Below are 15,525 nucleotides of genomic sequence, written 5' to 3' on the forward strand. Positions count from 1 at the left end.
CCACGCGGTGCGGTGACGGCCTTGGCAAGCCAGCCGCGTACCACCGCGTCGTCGGTGCCCTCGCCCCGTTCGATCGCGGCCATGATCGACAGCGACCGCGCCGTCGGATCGGTGACGGCCAGATCGCCCAGTGCCCGGCGGGCGGCCGGGAAATCCTCGGCGGCGATGTTCAGTTCGGCCGAGAGCATCCGGGTTTCCGGATTGGCCGGGTTGATCTTCGTCAGTTCGGTAAAGCGCTTCAGGCGCGCCTTTGGATTCTCGTCGGGCACGATCTCGGCAAAGGCGACAGCCAGATCGGGGTGGGGGTTCACCTCCCAGGTCTTCTTGAGCACGCGCGCCGCATAGCGCGGTTTGCCCTGCTCGATATAGGCGCGTGCCGCCATGACCGAGGCGGGGATGAGATCGGGCGATTTCCGGTTGGCCTCGATCGCCTCTTCGCGGGCTTCCACCGTCTTGCCGTCGGCAAAGACGTCTTCGGCCTCGGAGAGGGCGAGAACGGCATCGCGGCGGCGATAGACATCGCGCGGCAGCGTGCCCGTCTTGAGCTTGGTGCCCAGCGTTCTGCGTGCGCCCGCCCAGTCGTGCTTGTCGGCCTGAAGCTTGAGCAGCGTATCCTGGATTTCCTCGTTCTTCGGCTTCAGCGCAAAGGCGGCCTCCGCCAGTTTGAGCGCGGTTTCGGTGTCGCCCTCGTCGAGCTTCTGCTTCATGATCCCGCGCACCCCGACGAAACGGGTCTTGTCGTCGCCGAGCAGGGCCTTGTAGGCTTCTTCGGCCTTCTGCCGCTCGCCGATCATCTCGGCGGCCTCGGCGATGATGACCTTGGTTGCGGTCGGGTTGTCGAGCAGCTTTTCCGCCTTTACCGCCTTGGCCATCGCCAGCCGCCCCTCGCCCGAGGCGAGCGCCATCAGCGCGTCTGTCAGCGCCCGGTAGCCGCGCCGCTCGCGGTTGCGGTCGATGTAACGCGAAAGGGCGGTTTCGTCGCCGAGCAGGAAGCGGACGAAAGCGATGAGCAGCCCGATCGCGAATAATGCGAGCCAGATGACCACGAAGGCGGCGAGACCGGCGAGCACCGCCTGAAGCGGCCCGAGCGTGACCTCGAAATAGCCGGGGATCGACAGGACCACATCGGGACCGTGCTGCATGATGTAGCCCGCACCGATCGTCAGACCCGCAACCAGCGCAATGAACAGAAGAATCTTGATAAGGGACCAGAGCATCGGGGGCTTCCTCAGTTGGTGGCCAGGCTGGCGGCAAGTTCATCGGCGGCGGCGAGCGCCCGCGCGCGCGCATCGGCGAGCGCGATCCACTCCGCCATGGCCTGCTGGCCGGCTTGCGGAAGGTTGGACAGTTCGCTGACCGCGCCGGCGAGATCGGCACCTGCGACATTCGCTTCGGCGCGGCTCAGTACTGCGTCCGGATCGTTGCCTTCGCGTGGCGCGAGAGAGCGCAGGCCAAGCTGCCGCTGCATGAACGACCCGACGCGGCCGCCCATGTCGTCGTCGGGAGCGGCTTCGCGGCGCGCGCCGGCAAGCGCCTCGCGGGCGGCGGGGGCAAACGACTTCTGCAGATCGGCCAGCGTTGCGACGCCGCTGCCGGCAACCGCCGACAAGGCCGCCGGCACCCCGGTCTGGCCGAGCGCGGCCAGAGCGCCGTCGAAGGGGGCGCCGGTTTCGAGCGCGGCCTGGATATCGACCAGCGCCTGTGCCCGTGCGGCTGCGGCGGCCTCGGCTGCGGCCGCCTGCTTTGCCGCCTCGGCATCTGCCATCGCCGCCTGTTTTGCGGCCTCGGCATCCGCCATTGCGGCCTGCGATGCGGCGACCGCGCGCTCCACCGCCTCATTGGCGGCGGCGGCGGTCGATGCGGCAAGCTCTTCCGAGCGTCCGATCTGGGCGGCCACGTCATTGCGCAGCGCGGCCATCTCGGCTTCGTAGGCGCGGAGCGCCGACACGGCTGCCGGGTCCGTCGCCTCGGCGATCGGGCGTTTCTCCAACTCGGCGATCTGTGTCCTGATCGTCGCCTGTTCGGCGCCCATCGCGCTGATGCTGGCGGTCGCCTGAGCCAGGCCGGCGGTCGTCTGGGCCAGATTGTCGGCGGTCGCTGCCTGCGCGCGCAACTCGTCAAGGCTGCCCGATACGCTGCTGATCTGGGTCGATATCGTGTCGCGTGTCGCGTCGGCCTCGCTCCGGAGGGCGGCAAGGTCGGCTGTGGTGGCGGCTTCGGCGAGCTTTCCGCGCAGATCCGCGATCTCCGCCTGAAGTGTTCCGATCGTATCACCCTGTCCGGCAATTGTCTTTTGCAGTTCGACGGTGTTGAACGGCAGCTTGTCGGCCGGGATCACATAGGGCGCGGCAAATGCCAGACCCAGCGCCGCGACGGCGCCACCGACAAATCCGGGCAACACGCCGCCGCGACGCTCGATCACGGTTTCCTTTTCAGGTGTCAGCGCGGTAGCGGCTGCTCTTGCCGGTTCGGGTTTCGGTTCCGGCCCGGACCTGTGGTCGGGGATCGGGTCGACCTTCGCGTCGACCGGCTCCGGCTCTGCTGTCGCGCTGTCGGCCGGCGCGGTCAGGGGAATTGCCGCTGCGGCGAGCGTCGTTTCAGCCGCCGCAGGGTGTCCGGCAACCCCGTCGAGGGTCTCCAGCGCAGTCACGTCATCCTCGTCGACCGTGTTGTCGTCGGGTTCGTCGGCCGGCTGATCCACGGGCAGGCCGCCGGGTTCATCCGCCTCCGTTTCGTCCGCCGGGATGGCATCTTCCAGCACGAGCGGCCCCGCGTCCGGCGTTCCGGATGCCGCCGGAGGGGTGCCGGCGGGTTCAGCGGGCTCCACCAGGGCGTCCGGATGTTCCGAGACGATTTCCGTCCCGTCGACGATCTCGGCGTCTTCAATGATGTCGCTGTCGCCCTCCCGGGCGGTCTGGTCGGGTTCACGATCCGCATCGGGCTGGGGTTGCGCTTCCACGCCCAGATCCTCTTCGGTGCGTTCCGTCCCGTTGGACGCTGTGTCGGGCGTTTTCTTGTCGGTCACTGAAATGTTCCCCCGAGTTGAAGCAGGATCCGCCTGCCAGCTACAGGATGTGAATCTAGCTTTACATTGCCTCTGCCTCAAGTTTGGCGGTCTGCGTCAAACAGACTACGCACTGCGGCAACCATCGCTACCGCATCCGGGCTTTGGGCAACAACCAGTTTTTCACCTGAGCGCGGCACCCATCCCGCCGTTGCGGCCCGGCTGATGGCGACCAGATGCAGCCGGGCGCAACGCCCGGCGGTTGCATCGGCGAGCAGCCGGGTCGACCGGGGCGAAAAGCTCGGCACCACCACGTCGCCCGCCGCCGCGATCAGATCTTTGGCCGCCGGCGAGAGCGCAACGGCCTGCTGATCGTAGGCGATACATACGCTTGCGGCTATTCCCGCGTCGTTCAACCGTCCGACGATATCGCCGCTGCGATGCAGGCCGGCGACATGAACCAGCGGCCGGCGCGGCGCGGCGTCCAGGATAAGCCCGGTCAGTGCCTCGGCGGTTTCAGCGACAATCACCACATCGAATCCCGCCTTGCGGGCGCGTTCCGCCGTGCGCCGCCCGACGCACCAGACGTGCCGGCCCCGATTGGCCAGACGCGCCTCCACCGCCGAAACGCCGTGTTCAGAGGTCAGGATGAAACCGGCATCGGCAGGAACCGGTCCCGCTCGGTCGAGATGGACGATTTTCTGAAGCGGCGAGACCGCCACTTGCAGGAAATCGCCGGCATCCTGCTGCAACTGGCCGAGAAACCGTCGTGCGGCAGGCTCGGGGCGCGTCAGAAGCAGGGATGTTTCGGCACGGTTCACTTTTTCCGCCACAGGGGTTATCTGGACCGGATCGAGGTAACCCCGGACGGGTATTCCGTGCAACCATCCGAATCGCGTCTTCCGATCACCCTGCTTGGAATCGAAAGCAGCTGCGACGATACGTCGGCAGCTGTCGTGCGCTGTGCGTCGTCTGGCCGAGGCGAAATCCTGTCGAACATCGTTGCCGGCCAGAACGATCTGCACGCGGCCTTTGGCGGGGTTGTCCCCGAGATCGCGGCCCGGGCGCATGCCGAAAAGCTGGATATCGTGGTCGAGGCCGCATTGCGCGCGACTGGGTTGCGGCTTGCCGATCTGGACGCGATCGCCGTGACCGCCGGGCCGGGGCTGATCGGCGGCGTGCTTTCGGGAGTCATGTGCGCCAAGGGGCTGGCGCTGGGCAGCGGGTTGCCGCTGATCGGGGTCAACCATCTGGCCGGACATGCGCTGACGCCGCGGCTGACCGACGGGCTGGCCTTTCCCTACCTGATGCTTCTGGTCTCGGGCGGGCATTGCCAGTTCCTGATTGTCGAGGCGCCGGACAGGTTCCATCGCCTTGGCGGCACCATCGACGACGCTCCGGGCGAGGCGTTCGACAAGACGGCGAAGCTTCTGGCGCTGCCGCAGCCGGGTGGCCCGCAGGTCGAGCGGCTGGCGGCCCGGGGCGACGCGGATCGCTTCGCCTTTCCACGCCCGCTTCTCGACCGTCCGGGCTGCGACATGTCGTTTTCGGGGCTCAAGACGGCCCTGCTCCGGGCGCGCGACGGCTGTATCGCCGTCGCCGGCGGCCTGCGCGAAGGCGACAGGGCCGACCTGTGTGCCGGGTTTCAGGCGGCCGTCGCCGATGTTCTGGCCGAAAAGGCCCGCCGCGCGATCGGTATCTACATGGAAAGCGGGCCTCCGCTTCCGGTATTTGCGGTTGCGGGAGGGGTTGCGGCCAACCGGCTGATCCGGGCGCGGCTTCAGGCGCTTTGCGACAGGGTGGGTGTCGGATTTGCCGCGCCTCCGCTGGCGCTCTGCACCGACAATGCGGCGATGATCGCCTGGGCGGGTATCGAAAAGGCCCGGCTTGGACAGTACGACGACATGACTCTGGCTGCCCGCCCGCGCTGGCCGCTCGATACCCGGCAGGCGGCAATGCTGGGATCGGGCAGGAAAGGCGCGAAGGCGTAGCGAAGGTGCCGCCGCTCGGCCGTTGCTGCCAGCGAGGGGCTTGCCTTGCGCCGGCCGTCGCGGGATTGTGCGGTAAACTGTCAACTAAGGAGCCCCAGGATGCTTGTCGCCCTGATCGCCAAGGACAAACCCGGTGCATTGCAGATTCGCCTCGACAACCGGGCGGCCCATCTGGAGCACATCGAATCCTCCGGTCTCGTCTTGCAGGCCGGGCCGTTTCTCGATGGCGAGGGCACGATGTGCGGTTCGCTGGTGATCCTGAACGTCGAAACGATGGATCAGGCCCGGGCCTGGGCCGATGGCGACCCCTACGCAAGGGCGGGGCTGTTCGAGGATGTCGAGTTGCGGCCATGGAACAAGGTCGTCGGCTGATGGCCCGCTGGCTCTTCAAGTCGGAGCCCTCGGTCTGGTCGTGGACGGATCAGATGGCAAAGGGGGCTGAAGGCGAACAATGGGACGGGGTGCGCAACTATCAGGCGCGCAACAACATGCGGGCGATGAAGCCGGGCGATCGTGGCTTTTTCTATCATTCTCAGAAGGACAAGGCCGTGATCGGTATCGTCGAGGTCTGCGCCGAGGCCCACCCCGATACGACCAGCGACGATCCGCGCTGGGAATGTGTCGATATCCGCGCGCTCGAGCCACTGGCGCGACCCGTGCCGCTGGCAGAGATACGCCAGCATCCGGAGCTTGCCGACATGGCGCTGGTGCGGAACGCGCGCCTTTCGGTGCAGCCGGTGAGCGAAGAGGAATGGAAGATCGTCTGCGAACTGGGTGGTATCGCGCCCTGAGCGAAGCGGCTTCGAGCGGGGCAGCGTTGCGCCGCTCGCGCCCGTCAATACACGGCGCTTCGCCGGCCCGGCCTGCTCAGGCGCCTGTAACGGAATCAAGAATGGAGGGTCCCACCCCCGGAACCCTCCATTTGCCCCACGTGCCTTTTCGCACCACACGTGTTGGAAGTAATCTCGGGGGTCGTCCTGACCCGTCCTGAAGCGATACGCGACACTTCGATTCGCTGCAAAGGAGAAGTGTCGCGTATTTGGTTCAACCGGGGCCGATCAGCCGTAGACGGCTTCCTTGCCGAAATGCCTGGTGAGAAGGTAATAGAAGACGGCGCGATACTTGGTCCGCTCCGAGGACCCGTAGGTCTCGATCGCGGCCCTGATGCCGTCCATCAGGTCGGGACCGTCGGCCAGACCGAGTTTCCCGATCAGGAAGTTCTGTTTGACGGTTTCGAGTTCGCTGGCCTGGCTTGCGGCGACGGTCGAGGCGTCGTCGTTGTAGATCGCCGGGCCGCAGCCGATGGTAACCTTGGTCAGCAGATCCATGTCGGGCTCGATTCCGCACTTCACCCTGAGGTCTTCCGCATATTTCGCAATCAACTCGTCGCGTTTGCCCATGTCTTTCGTCTCCTTGCAATGACAACAACAATACACCTGCAGGGCAGTGCCAATCGTGCCATGCCTGCTGATGGTGCAGGTTAGCGGCGAAAGAACCGGACACAAGCGAAACCGGGCACAAACGAACGGCTTTACCGCAACTTTCACGTCAGAGCATCGCGGGAGCGGCGCATTTCCTGCCCTTTCCCCGTATGGGGCCGGGCGTGCGACGGATTGCGGAAACGACAAAACCGGCCTGAACGGCCGGCTTTCCAGGGGCAGGGTTCCGATTGCGGCGTGCCGCGCGATCCCGGCTTACGATTCGTGCCAGGTCCAGCGAAAGACCGCGTCGGCGGTGGCGCTGATGCGCAGTGGCGGCGTATTGACCACCTCGATCTTGAACGAGCCGAGCGTGTCGAATGACTCGAAAGTCCTCCAGATCCCGTCCGCATCCTGCAGGGCGATCTCTACCATGCCGCCGCGCGGATCGATATCGAGGGTGGCGGGCTTGGCCGAATGGACAAAGCCGCCGGTGATCAGCGCGTCGGACTGCCAGGTGCTCATTTCCGGTTCCTTTCGTTCCAGGTATGAACCGATGCCGTCTGGGGCGGCGGGAATGCCGGCTGGCGATCTGGGCATGACCGCAGCCCGCGTCGTCCGCTCCCGGGCGGCAACACTGTGTTAACGGACGGATCTTCGGTCAGAAGGCTGAAGGAATGACTGACCGGGCGTTCGCGGTGCCGGGCGATCGGGCAACGGGGCTCAGCGCGCGCCCCTGCGCAGCAGCACCAGCCCCGAGATCCATCCGGCGATGAAACCGCCCAGATGCGTCTCCCAGGCGATGCGTCCGGCAAAGGCGAGATACATGACGACGTTGATCAGGAGGAGAAAGCTCAGCGCCTTCCATGTCGCCCGCAACGAGGCACGGGTATCGGGGCGGGAAACCCAGGCCCAGGCGACCAGCGCCCCCGCAAGCCCGAACAGGGCGCCCGACGCCCCAACCATGGGCTGCCCGTTGGTTGTGGTCAAACCAAAGGCGAGCGCGCCGAAAACCATCGACACCATATACAACGCAAGAAACCCGATGCCACCGATCCGCACGATTATCACCCCGCCAAGCTGCCAGAGTGTCAGCATGTTGAAGCTCAGGTGCATCAGCCCCGCATGCAGGAACCCGTAGGTCACGAACATCGTCCAGGGCTGGATCACATAGTTCGGTCGCCAGTCGCGCAGCAACCCCGGCCAGAAAGCGCCATATTCGAAGGCAAGGGCGCGAAGACGGGGAACCGGAACGATACTGAGATCGGCGAGTTGCAGGACAAGTTCCACGCTCACGCAAATCGCGATCAGAACGATCGCGACGTACCTGCCGCTGGAGGGTTCCTCCGGTTCGCTGCCTGCCCGGTCTGCCATGTTCGAATGAATGCGCGCTGCGAAGTCTGTGCACAAGCGAATATGAAGCTCCGGAGCGCGGGGTAGTTAACCGGTCGTCTGCTGTTTCGGTATCAGCCGCGTCGCGGCAGCACCGGCCCTGTCATACCGGCGGGCGGCGTCAGGGCCGGATGCTGAAACGCCGGTCGAGCGTGGTGAAGACCACGTTGCGCGAGATCGTCTCGTCGTCGTCCCTGGAATCGGAGTGGCGATAGCCGGCGACCAGATCCCAGTGCTTTGTCACCTCGTGCGAATATTTGATCTCGAACGTTGTCTGCCGGCGGCTGATGTCGTTGTCGCCGATCCCCTCCGATGCGCTGAGCCGCGCCAGAATTTCCATTCCCGACTGTCGGGTCAGTTCCTGCCGGAAACTGGCCGAGAGATAGCTGTTGACATAATTCTCGTCGTCTTCGGTGCCGACCGAGGAGTTGAAATCGACCGAGAATTGCGAGGTCTTGTAATCCCGGACCCAACCCAGCGCGCCGACCGGGTTGATATCGCCATCGTCGGTTCGTGTCGCACCGAACGAAAAATCCAGCGAACCGCGCGGAAGCTCCATTTCGCGCCCCAGCATCAGTGTCGATTGCAGTCCGGTACTGGTCAGATTGTTTTGCAGCGAGCCGAAAATCGCGCCGTTGCGCAGCAGGCGCGTCAGGCGCAGATCGACCGTCGGCGATGATTCGTCCTGCTTGTAGCGCTCGCCAAAGGCGGTGTATTCATAGACATCCCGCGACTGGCTGACGGAACCGAAAAAGCTCAGCGCCGGGCTGATCGCGGCCGACAGGCCGATGCCGGCCGAGGTGCGGGTTTCGTCCTCGCCGACGGAACTCAGGTGGTCGAGGCTGTAATAATCCGCCAGAAACAGCAGCCGTGCGGTTCGCGTCAGGGCAAGCCCGACCTCGATATCGCCCTGCATCAGTTCCTGATCGGCAAGGTCGGGGTCGGTGGTGTCTTCATAGCGGATTTGCCGGTACGACAGGTTGCCGGCAAAGCTCAGCGGCCCGTCCTGTCCGAGAGCCAGGGCGACATCCGCATTCGTCGTGACGCGCTTGCCCTGATCGACGATCAGATCGGTGCTGAGTTCCGGGACCTCGACGAACGACACGCCGTTGTCGGTCTCGCGGTAGGAGGCGCCGATGTCGAACGAGGAATGCTTGCCTATCCGGCCATAATCGAGTTCGATGAACGGATCGCGAATATCCGTTGTCTGGTCGGGCTCTTCGGCAAAATCGCCTACGTCGAACCATGCGCCGGTCGCGAATTCGAAACGGTCGACCGGTGTCGTGGCGCGGTATCCGAGCATCAGTTTCGTTTCCCAAAGCGATGTCGACCCCCAGGGATCGGCGAGGCTTTCGTAGTTGTCGTCGAAGCGCAGGCCGGTTTCAAGGTCGAGATAAAGCTCCGGGGCGCTGCTGCCGGCGTTCTGCGCCGCAACCGTGATGGCGCTCGCCACAACAACCACGGCGGTGGCAAGACCCAACTGGCCCGTAACGCGAGCGGAACGCGGCAGGGTCGCCGGGCGCGCACTACCACATTGCATCGGATCACTCGAACAGGCGGCGTTCGGGTACGATGATCACGTCTCCGTCCCGCAGAACAGGGTCTTGCGACATCTGCGCGCCACGCGCGATCGCCTTGTAGTTGATCTTGTAAAGCCGCTGCTGGCCCGACTTGGGGTCGAGTCGGCGAAGCTGAAGGCGCTTGGTGGCGGCGAAGGGGCTGAAACCGCCGCTCTGGGAGAGCGCCTGCAACAGGGTGGTTCCCGTTTCGACCGGTTTGGCGCCAGGCGCTAGAACCTCGCCCATAAGATAGACGGTTATGATATCGCCGTCGCCGATTCCCTCCTGCGTCGGCGCCAGACCGACAATCGACACGAACACCGTCGGTTCGACGGCAAAGTTGCCGGCAATCCTGCCGGCGATCGCCCGCTGCACCTGATCGGTCGTCATGCCGCCGGCGGCCACGCTGCCGGCGAGCGGGAAGCTGAACCGTCCGTCCGGCAGAACCAGCGCCTGCCGGTTGAGCGAGGTATCCTCGAGCACCTCGATCGCCAGCCGGTCGCCGGGTTGAATGAGGTAATTGCCCTGCGCGCTGGCGGAGACAACGCTCACGACCAGTGCAAACAGGACCTGCACGATCATCGTCAATTTCATCTTGCGGCCCTCTTCGTTCCTGCTTCTCTGCCTGGTTGCCGCTGTTTTTCGCGGCATTCCGGTCGATGCTTTGCCAAGCGACTATACCATGCTCCGCCAGCAGGCGAGCAATTTGACACCCCTTGCAGGCAACGGCGGCCCAGTGTTGCATAGCGGAACCGGTCGCGGATGTCCGGATTTTCCCGAATTGCGGCCAGGCGGCCAGTGTATCGCCATCTGACGGCCATGCGATCGTCCGCGACTGGGTGTCTCATCGGCCGGTCTTCCGGCGGGGTCCGAATCGTAGCAAACGGCTCTGCCATGTTGTCCGCACCTAAGCTGCGGCGCGAACCGCGCCGTCGAGCGTGACGCGGTTGCGGCCGCGCTCCTTGGACTGGTAAAGCGCGCGGTCGGCCCGATCCAGAATCTCGGACAACTCGTCGCCTCCATTCGGCGGCGAGCCGCTGCCGAGCGCAAGTCCGATCGAGATTGTCTGCGTGACCGGAAGCGCGCCGCGCCGCGCCGTTGCCGGCAACAGGATGGTCGAGGTGCCGACCTCGCGGCGCAGCCGTTCTGCCACGCGCTGCGCCCCGCGCAGGTCCACATCGGGCAGGACGATCAGAAATTCCTCCCCACCGAACCGCGCGACCAGATCGACGCTGCGCAGGTTCATCGAGATGCGTTTCGCGACTGCCTGAAGAATGGCATCGCCGACGCCGTGGCCGTAGCTGTCGTTGACCGTTTTGAAATGGTCGAGATCGACCAGCATCACGGCAAAGCTCCGTTCCGAGACAAGCGCCCGGTCGCGGACGCGTTTGAGGTGGGACATCGCGTAGCGCCTGTTGTAGAGCCCGGTCAGCGGGTCTGTCACCGCCATCTGCAACCCGTCCCGCAGGCGGTCCCGCAGCCGGTCGCCCTGCCGTTTCCGGCGCATCATCGCCTTGAGGCGCAGGGCCAGTTCGTCAAAACCCAGCGGCAGGGTGACGAGATCCGAGGCGCCCAGATCGAGCGCCATCGCCGCCGATGGCTGATCGTCGGGGGCGACGGTCACGATGATGCCCGCGTGACGGGTCTCGGGGCGCGAGCGCAGTTCCGAAAGCAGAAGCAGACCGCTGCGCGCATCGCCCGGCTCGGAGGTAAGGATGAAAAGATCCGGCACCGCAGTTCCCGGGCTCAACGCCCCGGCGCGGTCGCGTATTTCGATCCGGTCCCGGATCCGGCTGCGTAGCCGCTCCCGCCACTGCCGGGCCCGTTCCATGTCTTGCGCGATCAGGCAGATGCGGCCGGCGGGTGAGAAATCCGCCGCCGGTTCGGCAAAGCCGAGCGCCTGACTCGTGCCTTCGCGAAGGGCCAGTTCGGCGGCGATATCCCGCGCACGCAACAGCGATCTGATGCGCGCCAGCAGCACCATGTCATCGAGCGGCGCGGACAGGAATTCGTCGGCGCCGGCGGTCAGGGCCGACAGCTTGGCTTCGGTATCGTTCTGCCGGGCAAGAATGACGATGGGGATTTCCGAGGTGCGCGGATCGGCCCGCAGGCGCCGGCATATTCCGAATCCGCCGGATTCCGCCGTTTTTCCGTCAACCAGAACGATGTCCGGCCGGTCGCATCGGGCCAGGTTCAGCGCCTTGTCCCCGTTTTCGGCATGCAGAACGTCGTAGAATGCGCCGGACAGCTTCTGCGCCAGCACCGTCCGATTGGCGGCGATGTCGTCAACCAGCAATATGCGACCCGGCATGGGCCAATCTCCTGTTCCGGCGGCCAAGGGCTCTTGTCGCTCGCATCATTTGTTGTGATTGGTTAACCAAACCTTGCTCGAATCTGCCGGGAGCCATCATGCAGCGGGAAAATGCCGAAACGCTCGCGATTCGCGCGCTTGCCTGGCTCGTCGGCAACGACGAGCTTCTGCCGCTGTTCCTCGGATCGACCGGGGCGACAGCGGCAGATCTCCGGACCCGCGCCGACGATCCGGAGTTTCTCGGCTCGGTTCTCGAATTCCTGACGATGGACGATGCCTGGATCGCGGCATTTTGCGAGGCGGAGCGCATCGACTATGCGCTGCCGCTTGCCGCGCGTGTCGCGCTCGGCGATGTTGCGCCTGACTGGACCTGAGGGAAGGAAATCGTGGGACGATATCGCGGATTGCTTTTCGACAAGGACGGCACGCTTTTCGACTTTCAGAAGATGTGGGGCGGCTGGACATCGGATTTCCTGCTCGATCTCGCCGGCGGCGATACGCGGCTGGCCGATGAGCTTGCCGGCGCCATCCGGCTCGACCGGGCGCAGCGGCGCTATCATCCCGACAGCCCGGTGATCGCAGGAACCAGCCAGGTGGCGCTCGACGCGCTGCTGCCGAAGCTTCCGGGCATGGCGCGCGACGATCTGGCGGCGCGAATGTCCGCCAACGCGCGCGCGGTGCCGCCGGTCGAGGCGGTGCCGCTCCGGCCGCTTCTCAGGCGGCTGGGGGAGGCCGGGTATATCCGGGGGCTGGCGACCAACGACGACGAATCTGTCGCCCGGACACAACTCGGCCGTGTGGGTGTGCTCGATCTTTTCGATTTTGTCGCCGGTTCCGACAGCGGATACGGCGCCAAGCCGGCGCCGGGGCAATGCACCGCCTTTGCCGAGGCGCAGGGGCTGGCCGCAGACGAGGTGGTGATGATCGGCGACAGCACCCACGATCTGTTCGCAGCGCGGTCGGCCGGCATGGTGCCGGTTGCGGTGCTTACCGGCACCGCCACCGCCGGCGATCTTGCCCCCCACAGCGCGGCGGTTCTTGCCGATATCGGTGAACTGCCGGCCTGGCTCGGGCTCGACTGACGCCCGGCCGCGGCTTCGCCGGTCGATTGCGACATCGGTCGTCGCATTCCGGCACTCGTTCCCGGTGGCAGCCTTGGCATTCTGAGACAACAGCAGGAGTTGCCCATGAACGAAGCCAGTGATCCCGACCGCAAGGACAGTGCAGATACCCCGCCGCGCCGGCGCCGGGGAGGGGGAAGGTCCGGAAATGCGCGCCGTCAGGGGCACGAGGTCATCCGGCAGATGCCATGGCGGCTGCCGGAAAATACCGACCGGCCGACGGAGCCGCTCGACGAGGCGGGTATTCTTGCCATTCACGACGGGGCGATGCGCGTTCTCGAGGAGGTGGGAATCGAGTTCCTGAACGACGAGGCGCGCGACCTGTTCCGTCAGGCGGGGTGCCTCGTCGAGGGAACCAACGTGCGCATGGGGCGCGACTGGGTGATGGAAATGCTGGGCCGGGCGCCGGCAAGCTTCACCCTCACGCCGCGAAACCCCGACCGGCAGATCACCGTGGGCGGCCGGACGATCCTGTTCGGGAATGTCTCGTCTCCGCCCAACTACTGGGACATGGAAACCGGCAAGGTTCCCGGCACCCGCAGGCATTGCGCCGATCTGCTGAAGCTGACCCAGTATTTCAACTGCATGCATTTCGCCGGCGGCTATCCTGTCGAGCCGGTGGATATCCATCCGGCTGTACGGCATCTCGACGTGCTGCACGACAAGCTGGTTCTGACCGACAAGGTGGTGCACGCCTATTCGCTCGGCCCCGAGCGGGTCGAGGACGTGATGGAGATGGTGCGCATCGCGGGCGGGCTGAGCGACGAGGAATTTGCCGCCACCCCGCGCATGTACACCAACATCAACTCGACCTCGCCGCTCAAGCACGACTGGCCGATGATCGACGGCTGCCTGCGGCTGATCCGGCGCGGGCAGGCGGCCTATGTCACGCCCTTCACGCTGGCGGGGGCGATGGCGCCGGTCACCATGGCCGGGGCGGTGACGCTTTCCATCGCCGAGGCGCTCTCGGCGATCGCCCTGTTCCAATGGGTCGTGCCGGGCTGTCCCTGCGTGCTGGGCACCTTTACCTCCAATGTCGACATGAAATCCGGCGCGCCCGCTTTCGGCACGCCCGAATATATCCGGGCGACCCAGATGACCGGCCAGATGGCGCGGTTCTACGGCCTGCCGCTGCGCGCCAGCGGCTCCTGTGCGGCCAACGTGCCGGACGGGCAGGCGATGTGGGAAACCTCGAATGCGCTCTGGTCGGCAATCCAGTCGGGAACGAACGTCGTTTATCACGCCGCCGGCTGGCTCGAAGGCGGCCTGATCGGCAGCCCGGCGAAATTCGTCATGGATTGCGAGGTGCTGCAACAGATCCAGCGCTATTTCGAACCGGCGCTTACCGCCACGGCGCCGGGGGATATCGCGGTCGATGCCATCGCCGAGGTGGGCTCGGCGGGGCATTTCTTTGGCGCCGCCCACACCCGCGAGCGCTACACCACCGCGTTCTACGAACCGTTCCTGTCGGACTGGCGCAATTACGAGGCGTGGGATCTTGCCGGCGGGGTCTGGACGGCAGAGCGCGCCCATTTCCTGTGGAAGGAAATCGTTGCCAGCTTCGAGCCGCCGCCGCTCGATCCGGCGATCGCCGAGGAACTTGACGCCTTTGTAACCCGGCGCAAGGCCGAGGGCGGGGCGCCGACCGACTTCTAGATCACGTTACGGCAGGCGCGCCCGGCCATTGGTGCTTTGTTAAGCGATGCAAGCCTAGCCTTGCCCGCGAAAGGGCAAGGCATGCACGGGCTCATCAACAACTCCATCCAGTGTTTTCTGCGCGACACCTACGGTCAGCGCGCCTGGGCGGAGATTGCGCTGTTCGCCGGGGTCGGGGTCGAGGGGTTCGAGGCGATGCTCGTCTATGACGAGTCCCAGACGGTCAGGCTCCTCGACGAGGCGGCGCGCATGCTCGACAAGCCGGGCGACATGATCCTCGAGGATCTGGGCACCTATCTGGTCAGCCATCCCAACGCCGAATCGATCCGGCGGCTGCTGCGTTTCGGTGGCGAGGGGTTTTTCGATTTCCTGCAATCGCTCGAAGACCTGCCCGGCCGGGCGCGGCTTGCGGTTGCCGAACTGATTCTGCCCGATCTGGAGCTTCTCGACGGGCCGGACGGGCGGTTCACCATCGTCGTCAGGGGCGGGCATCCCGGTTTTTCCTGTGTGCTGGTCGGCGTGCTGCGGGCGATGGCGGACGATTACGGCGCGCTGGTACTGCTGGATCTGCGCCGTGTCGCGCCCGGACGGCAGGAGATAGACGTCGTTCTGCTCGACACGTCCTTTGCCGAGGGGCGAAGCTTCTGTCTGGCCTGCCCGGCGACCGGTGGCGACGGGGACGAGCGGTGACATCGGGCGACTTCTCGGTTCTTTCGGACGGCTCTCCGTGCGGCAGGGGAGCGTGCAGGACCACGCAATGCGGAACCGCGCTCGGGCTGGAGATCGCCGCGCTCAAAAAGCTCATGCCGATGCATCTCGTCGTATCGATGGAGGGAACGATCCTGCGCGCCGCGCCGACGCTGCGCAAGCTGCGCCCGCGACTGGTCATGGAGGGAACGGGTCTGTTCGATCTCTTCCGGCTCCGCCGGCCGCCCGGTCTTGAGACGGTCCCGGATCTGCTCGGCGCCGATTCGGGGCGGCTGTCGCTCTCGTTCCGCGAGGGCGAGGAGGGTACGTTCAAGGCGGTGATCGTTCCGCTGCCCTGCGGCGCGGGGGCGCTCATCAACCTGTCC

16 protein-coding genes and 1 pseudogene are annotated in these 15,525 nt (G+C 65.6%); 8 read left to right on the forward strand and 9 right to left on the reverse strand.

Annotated elements, in window-relative coordinates:
• The 3 genes from ACK5IR_RS07335 to ACK5IR_RS07345 all read right to left on the reverse strand — a co-directional run.
• A partial coding sequence (locus tag ACK5IR_RS07335; RefSeq protein WP_416927421.1) for a heme biosynthesis protein HemY occupies nucleotides 1-1,217 on the reverse strand: 1,217 nt, incomplete at its 3' end.
• 11 nt (nucleotides 1,218-1,228) lie between these two features.
• A complete protein-coding gene (locus tag ACK5IR_RS07340) occupies nucleotides 1,229-3,025 on the reverse strand; it encodes a hypothetical protein (protein WP_416927423.1) in 1,797 nt (598 codons plus the stop codon).
• A 77-nt stretch (nucleotides 3,026-3,102) separates the two neighbouring features.
• A complete protein-coding gene (locus tag ACK5IR_RS07345) occupies nucleotides 3,103-3,825 on the reverse strand; it encodes a uroporphyrinogen-III synthase (protein WP_416927425.1) in 723 nt (240 codons plus the stop codon).
• A gap of 57 nt (nucleotides 3,826-3,882) precedes the next feature.
• Here ACK5IR_RS07345 and tsaD point away from each other — a divergent pair, with 57 nt between their 5' ends.
• The 3 genes from tsaD to ACK5IR_RS07360 all read left to right on the forward strand — a co-directional run bounded on the left by tsaD (nucleotide 3,883) and on the right by ACK5IR_RS07360 (nucleotide 5,786).
• Nucleotides 3,883-4,995, forward strand: a complete 1,113-nt coding sequence (tsaD, locus tag ACK5IR_RS07350) for a tRNA (adenosine(37)-N6)-threonylcarbamoyltransferase complex transferase subunit TsaD (protein WP_416927427.1) — start codon at nucleotides 3,883-3,885, stop codon at nucleotides 4,993-4,995.
• Between the two features lie 99 nt (nucleotides 4,996-5,094).
• The gene (locus ACK5IR_RS07355) at nucleotides 5,095-5,367 is read left to right on the forward strand and encodes a YciI family protein (protein WP_416927429.1); all 273 of its coding nucleotides are present in this window, start codon (nucleotides 5,095-5,097) and stop codon (nucleotides 5,365-5,367) included.
• Nucleotides 5,367-5,786 carry an EVE domain-containing protein gene (locus ACK5IR_RS07360; protein ID WP_416927450.1) on the forward strand — a complete coding sequence of 140 codons (420 nt, stop codon included), beginning with the start codon at nucleotides 5,367-5,369 and terminating at the stop codon, nucleotides 5,784-5,786. The genes ACK5IR_RS07355 and ACK5IR_RS07360 overlap by 1 nt, the downstream gene beginning before the upstream one ends.
• A gap of 267 nt (nucleotides 5,787-6,053) precedes the next feature.
• Here the strand turns inward: ACK5IR_RS07360 and ACK5IR_RS07365 are convergent, their stop codons facing one another.
• The 6 genes from ACK5IR_RS07365 to ACK5IR_RS07390 all read right to left on the reverse strand — a co-directional run bounded on the left by ACK5IR_RS07365 (nucleotide 6,054) and on the right by ACK5IR_RS07390 (nucleotide 11,675).
• Nucleotides 6,054-6,395 (reverse strand): DUF2853 family protein, encoded by a 342-nt coding sequence (locus ACK5IR_RS07365; protein ID WP_416927431.1) that lies wholly within the window; start codon nucleotides 6,393-6,395, stop codon nucleotides 6,054-6,056.
• 294 nt (nucleotides 6,396-6,689) lie between these two features.
• The gene (locus ACK5IR_RS07370) at nucleotides 6,690-6,938 is read right to left on the reverse strand and encodes a hypothetical protein (protein ID WP_416927433.1); all 249 of its coding nucleotides are present in this window, start codon (nucleotides 6,936-6,938) and stop codon (nucleotides 6,690-6,692) included.
• 198 nt (nucleotides 6,939-7,136) lie between these two features.
• Nucleotides 7,137-7,787, reverse strand: coding sequence for a rhomboid family intramembrane serine protease (locus tag ACK5IR_RS07375; protein ID WP_416927435.1), 651 nt, complete (start codon nucleotides 7,785-7,787; stop codon nucleotides 7,137-7,139).
• Nucleotides 7,788-7,926: 139 nt separating this feature from the next.
• Nucleotides 7,927-9,345 (reverse strand): hypothetical protein, encoded by a 1,419-nt coding sequence (locus tag ACK5IR_RS07380; RefSeq protein ID WP_416927437.1) that lies wholly within the window; start codon nucleotides 9,343-9,345, stop codon nucleotides 7,927-7,929.
• Nucleotides 9,346-9,349: 4 nt separating this feature from the next.
• A complete protein-coding gene (locus ACK5IR_RS07385) occupies nucleotides 9,350-9,958 on the reverse strand; it encodes a polysaccharide biosynthesis/export family protein (protein WP_416927439.1) in 609 nt (202 codons plus the stop codon).
• Between the two features lie 313 nt (nucleotides 9,959-10,271).
• Entirely contained in the window at nucleotides 10,272-11,675 is a 1,404-nt protein-coding gene (locus ACK5IR_RS07390) for a diguanylate cyclase (protein WP_416927441.1), read from the reverse strand.
• Between the two features lie 98 nt (nucleotides 11,676-11,773).
• Between ACK5IR_RS07390 and ACK5IR_RS07395 the strand changes: the two genes are divergently transcribed.
• The 5 genes and pseudogenes from ACK5IR_RS07395 to ACK5IR_RS07415 all read left to right on the forward strand — a co-directional run.
• On the forward strand, nucleotides 11,774-12,049 hold the full coding sequence (locus tag ACK5IR_RS07395) for a DUF3572 domain-containing protein (protein ID WP_416927443.1): 276 nt from the start codon (nucleotides 11,774-11,776) through the stop codon (nucleotides 12,047-12,049).
• A 12-nt stretch (nucleotides 12,050-12,061) separates the two neighbouring features.
• Nucleotides 12,062-12,757, forward strand: coding sequence for an HAD family hydrolase (locus ACK5IR_RS07400; RefSeq protein ID WP_416927444.1), 696 nt, complete (start codon nucleotides 12,062-12,064; stop codon nucleotides 12,755-12,757).
• Between the two features lie 105 nt (nucleotides 12,758-12,862).
• Nucleotides 12,863-14,452: a trimethylamine methyltransferase family protein gene (locus tag ACK5IR_RS07405; RefSeq protein WP_416927446.1), complete on the forward strand. Its 1,590-nt coding sequence runs from the start codon at nucleotides 12,863-12,865 to the stop codon at nucleotides 14,450-14,452.
• 81 nt (nucleotides 14,453-14,533) lie between these two features.
• Complete coding sequence (locus ACK5IR_RS07410) at nucleotides 14,534-15,142, forward strand: heme NO-binding domain-containing protein (protein ID WP_416927448.1); 609 nt, start codon at nucleotides 14,534-14,536, stop codon at nucleotides 15,140-15,142.
• A pseudogene (locus tag ACK5IR_RS07415) lies at nucleotides 15,139-15,525 on the forward strand (hypothetical protein); the annotation flags it as partial. The gene ACK5IR_RS07410 and the pseudogene ACK5IR_RS07415, both read left to right, overlap by 4 nt.

Source organism: Tropicimonas sp., assembly GCF_047971885.1.
GTDB lineage: Bacteria > Pseudomonadota > Alphaproteobacteria > Rhodobacterales > Rhodobacteraceae > Tropicimonas.

What these genes read in the sequence shown, in the direction of transcription:
- ACK5IR_RS07360 (WP_416927450.1), top strand. Translation starts at nt 5,367, where the DNA reads ATGGCCCGCTGGCTCTTCAAGTCGGAGCCCTCGGTCTGGTCGTGGACG.
- ACK5IR_RS07410 (WP_416927448.1), top strand. Translation starts at nt 14,534, where the DNA reads ATGCACGGGCTCATCAACAACTCCATCCAGTGTTTTCTGCGCGACACC.
- ACK5IR_RS07390 (WP_416927441.1), bottom strand. Translation starts at nt 11,675, where the DNA reads ATGCCGGGTCGCATATTGCTGGTTGACGACATCGCCGCCAATCGGACG.
- ACK5IR_RS07385 (WP_416927439.1), bottom strand. Translation starts at nt 9,958, where the DNA reads ATGAAATTGACGATGATCGTGCAGGTCCTGTTTGCACTGGTCGTGAGC.
- ACK5IR_RS07405 (WP_416927446.1), top strand. Translation starts at nt 12,863, where the DNA reads ATGAACGAAGCCAGTGATCCCGACCGCAAGGACAGTGCAGATACCCCG.
- ACK5IR_RS07365 (WP_416927431.1), bottom strand. Translation starts at nt 6,395, where the DNA reads ATGGGCAAACGCGACGAGTTGATTGCGAAATATGCGGAAGACCTCAGG.
- ACK5IR_RS07375 (WP_416927435.1), bottom strand. Translation starts at nt 7,787, where the DNA reads ATGGCAGACCGGGCAGGCAGCGAACCGGAGGAACCCTCCAGCGGCAGG.
- ACK5IR_RS07395 (WP_416927443.1), top strand. Translation starts at nt 11,774, where the DNA reads ATGCAGCGGGAAAATGCCGAAACGCTCGCGATTCGCGCGCTTGCCTGG.
- ACK5IR_RS07355 (WP_416927429.1), top strand. Translation starts at nt 5,095, where the DNA reads ATGCTTGTCGCCCTGATCGCCAAGGACAAACCCGGTGCATTGCAGATT.
- ACK5IR_RS07370 (WP_416927433.1), bottom strand. Translation starts at nt 6,938, where the DNA reads ATGAGCACCTGGCAGTCCGACGCGCTGATCACCGGCGGCTTTGTCCAT.
- ACK5IR_RS07380 (WP_416927437.1), bottom strand. Translation starts at nt 9,345, where the DNA reads ATGCAATGTGGTAGTGCGCGCCCGGCGACCCTGCCGCGTTCCGCTCGC.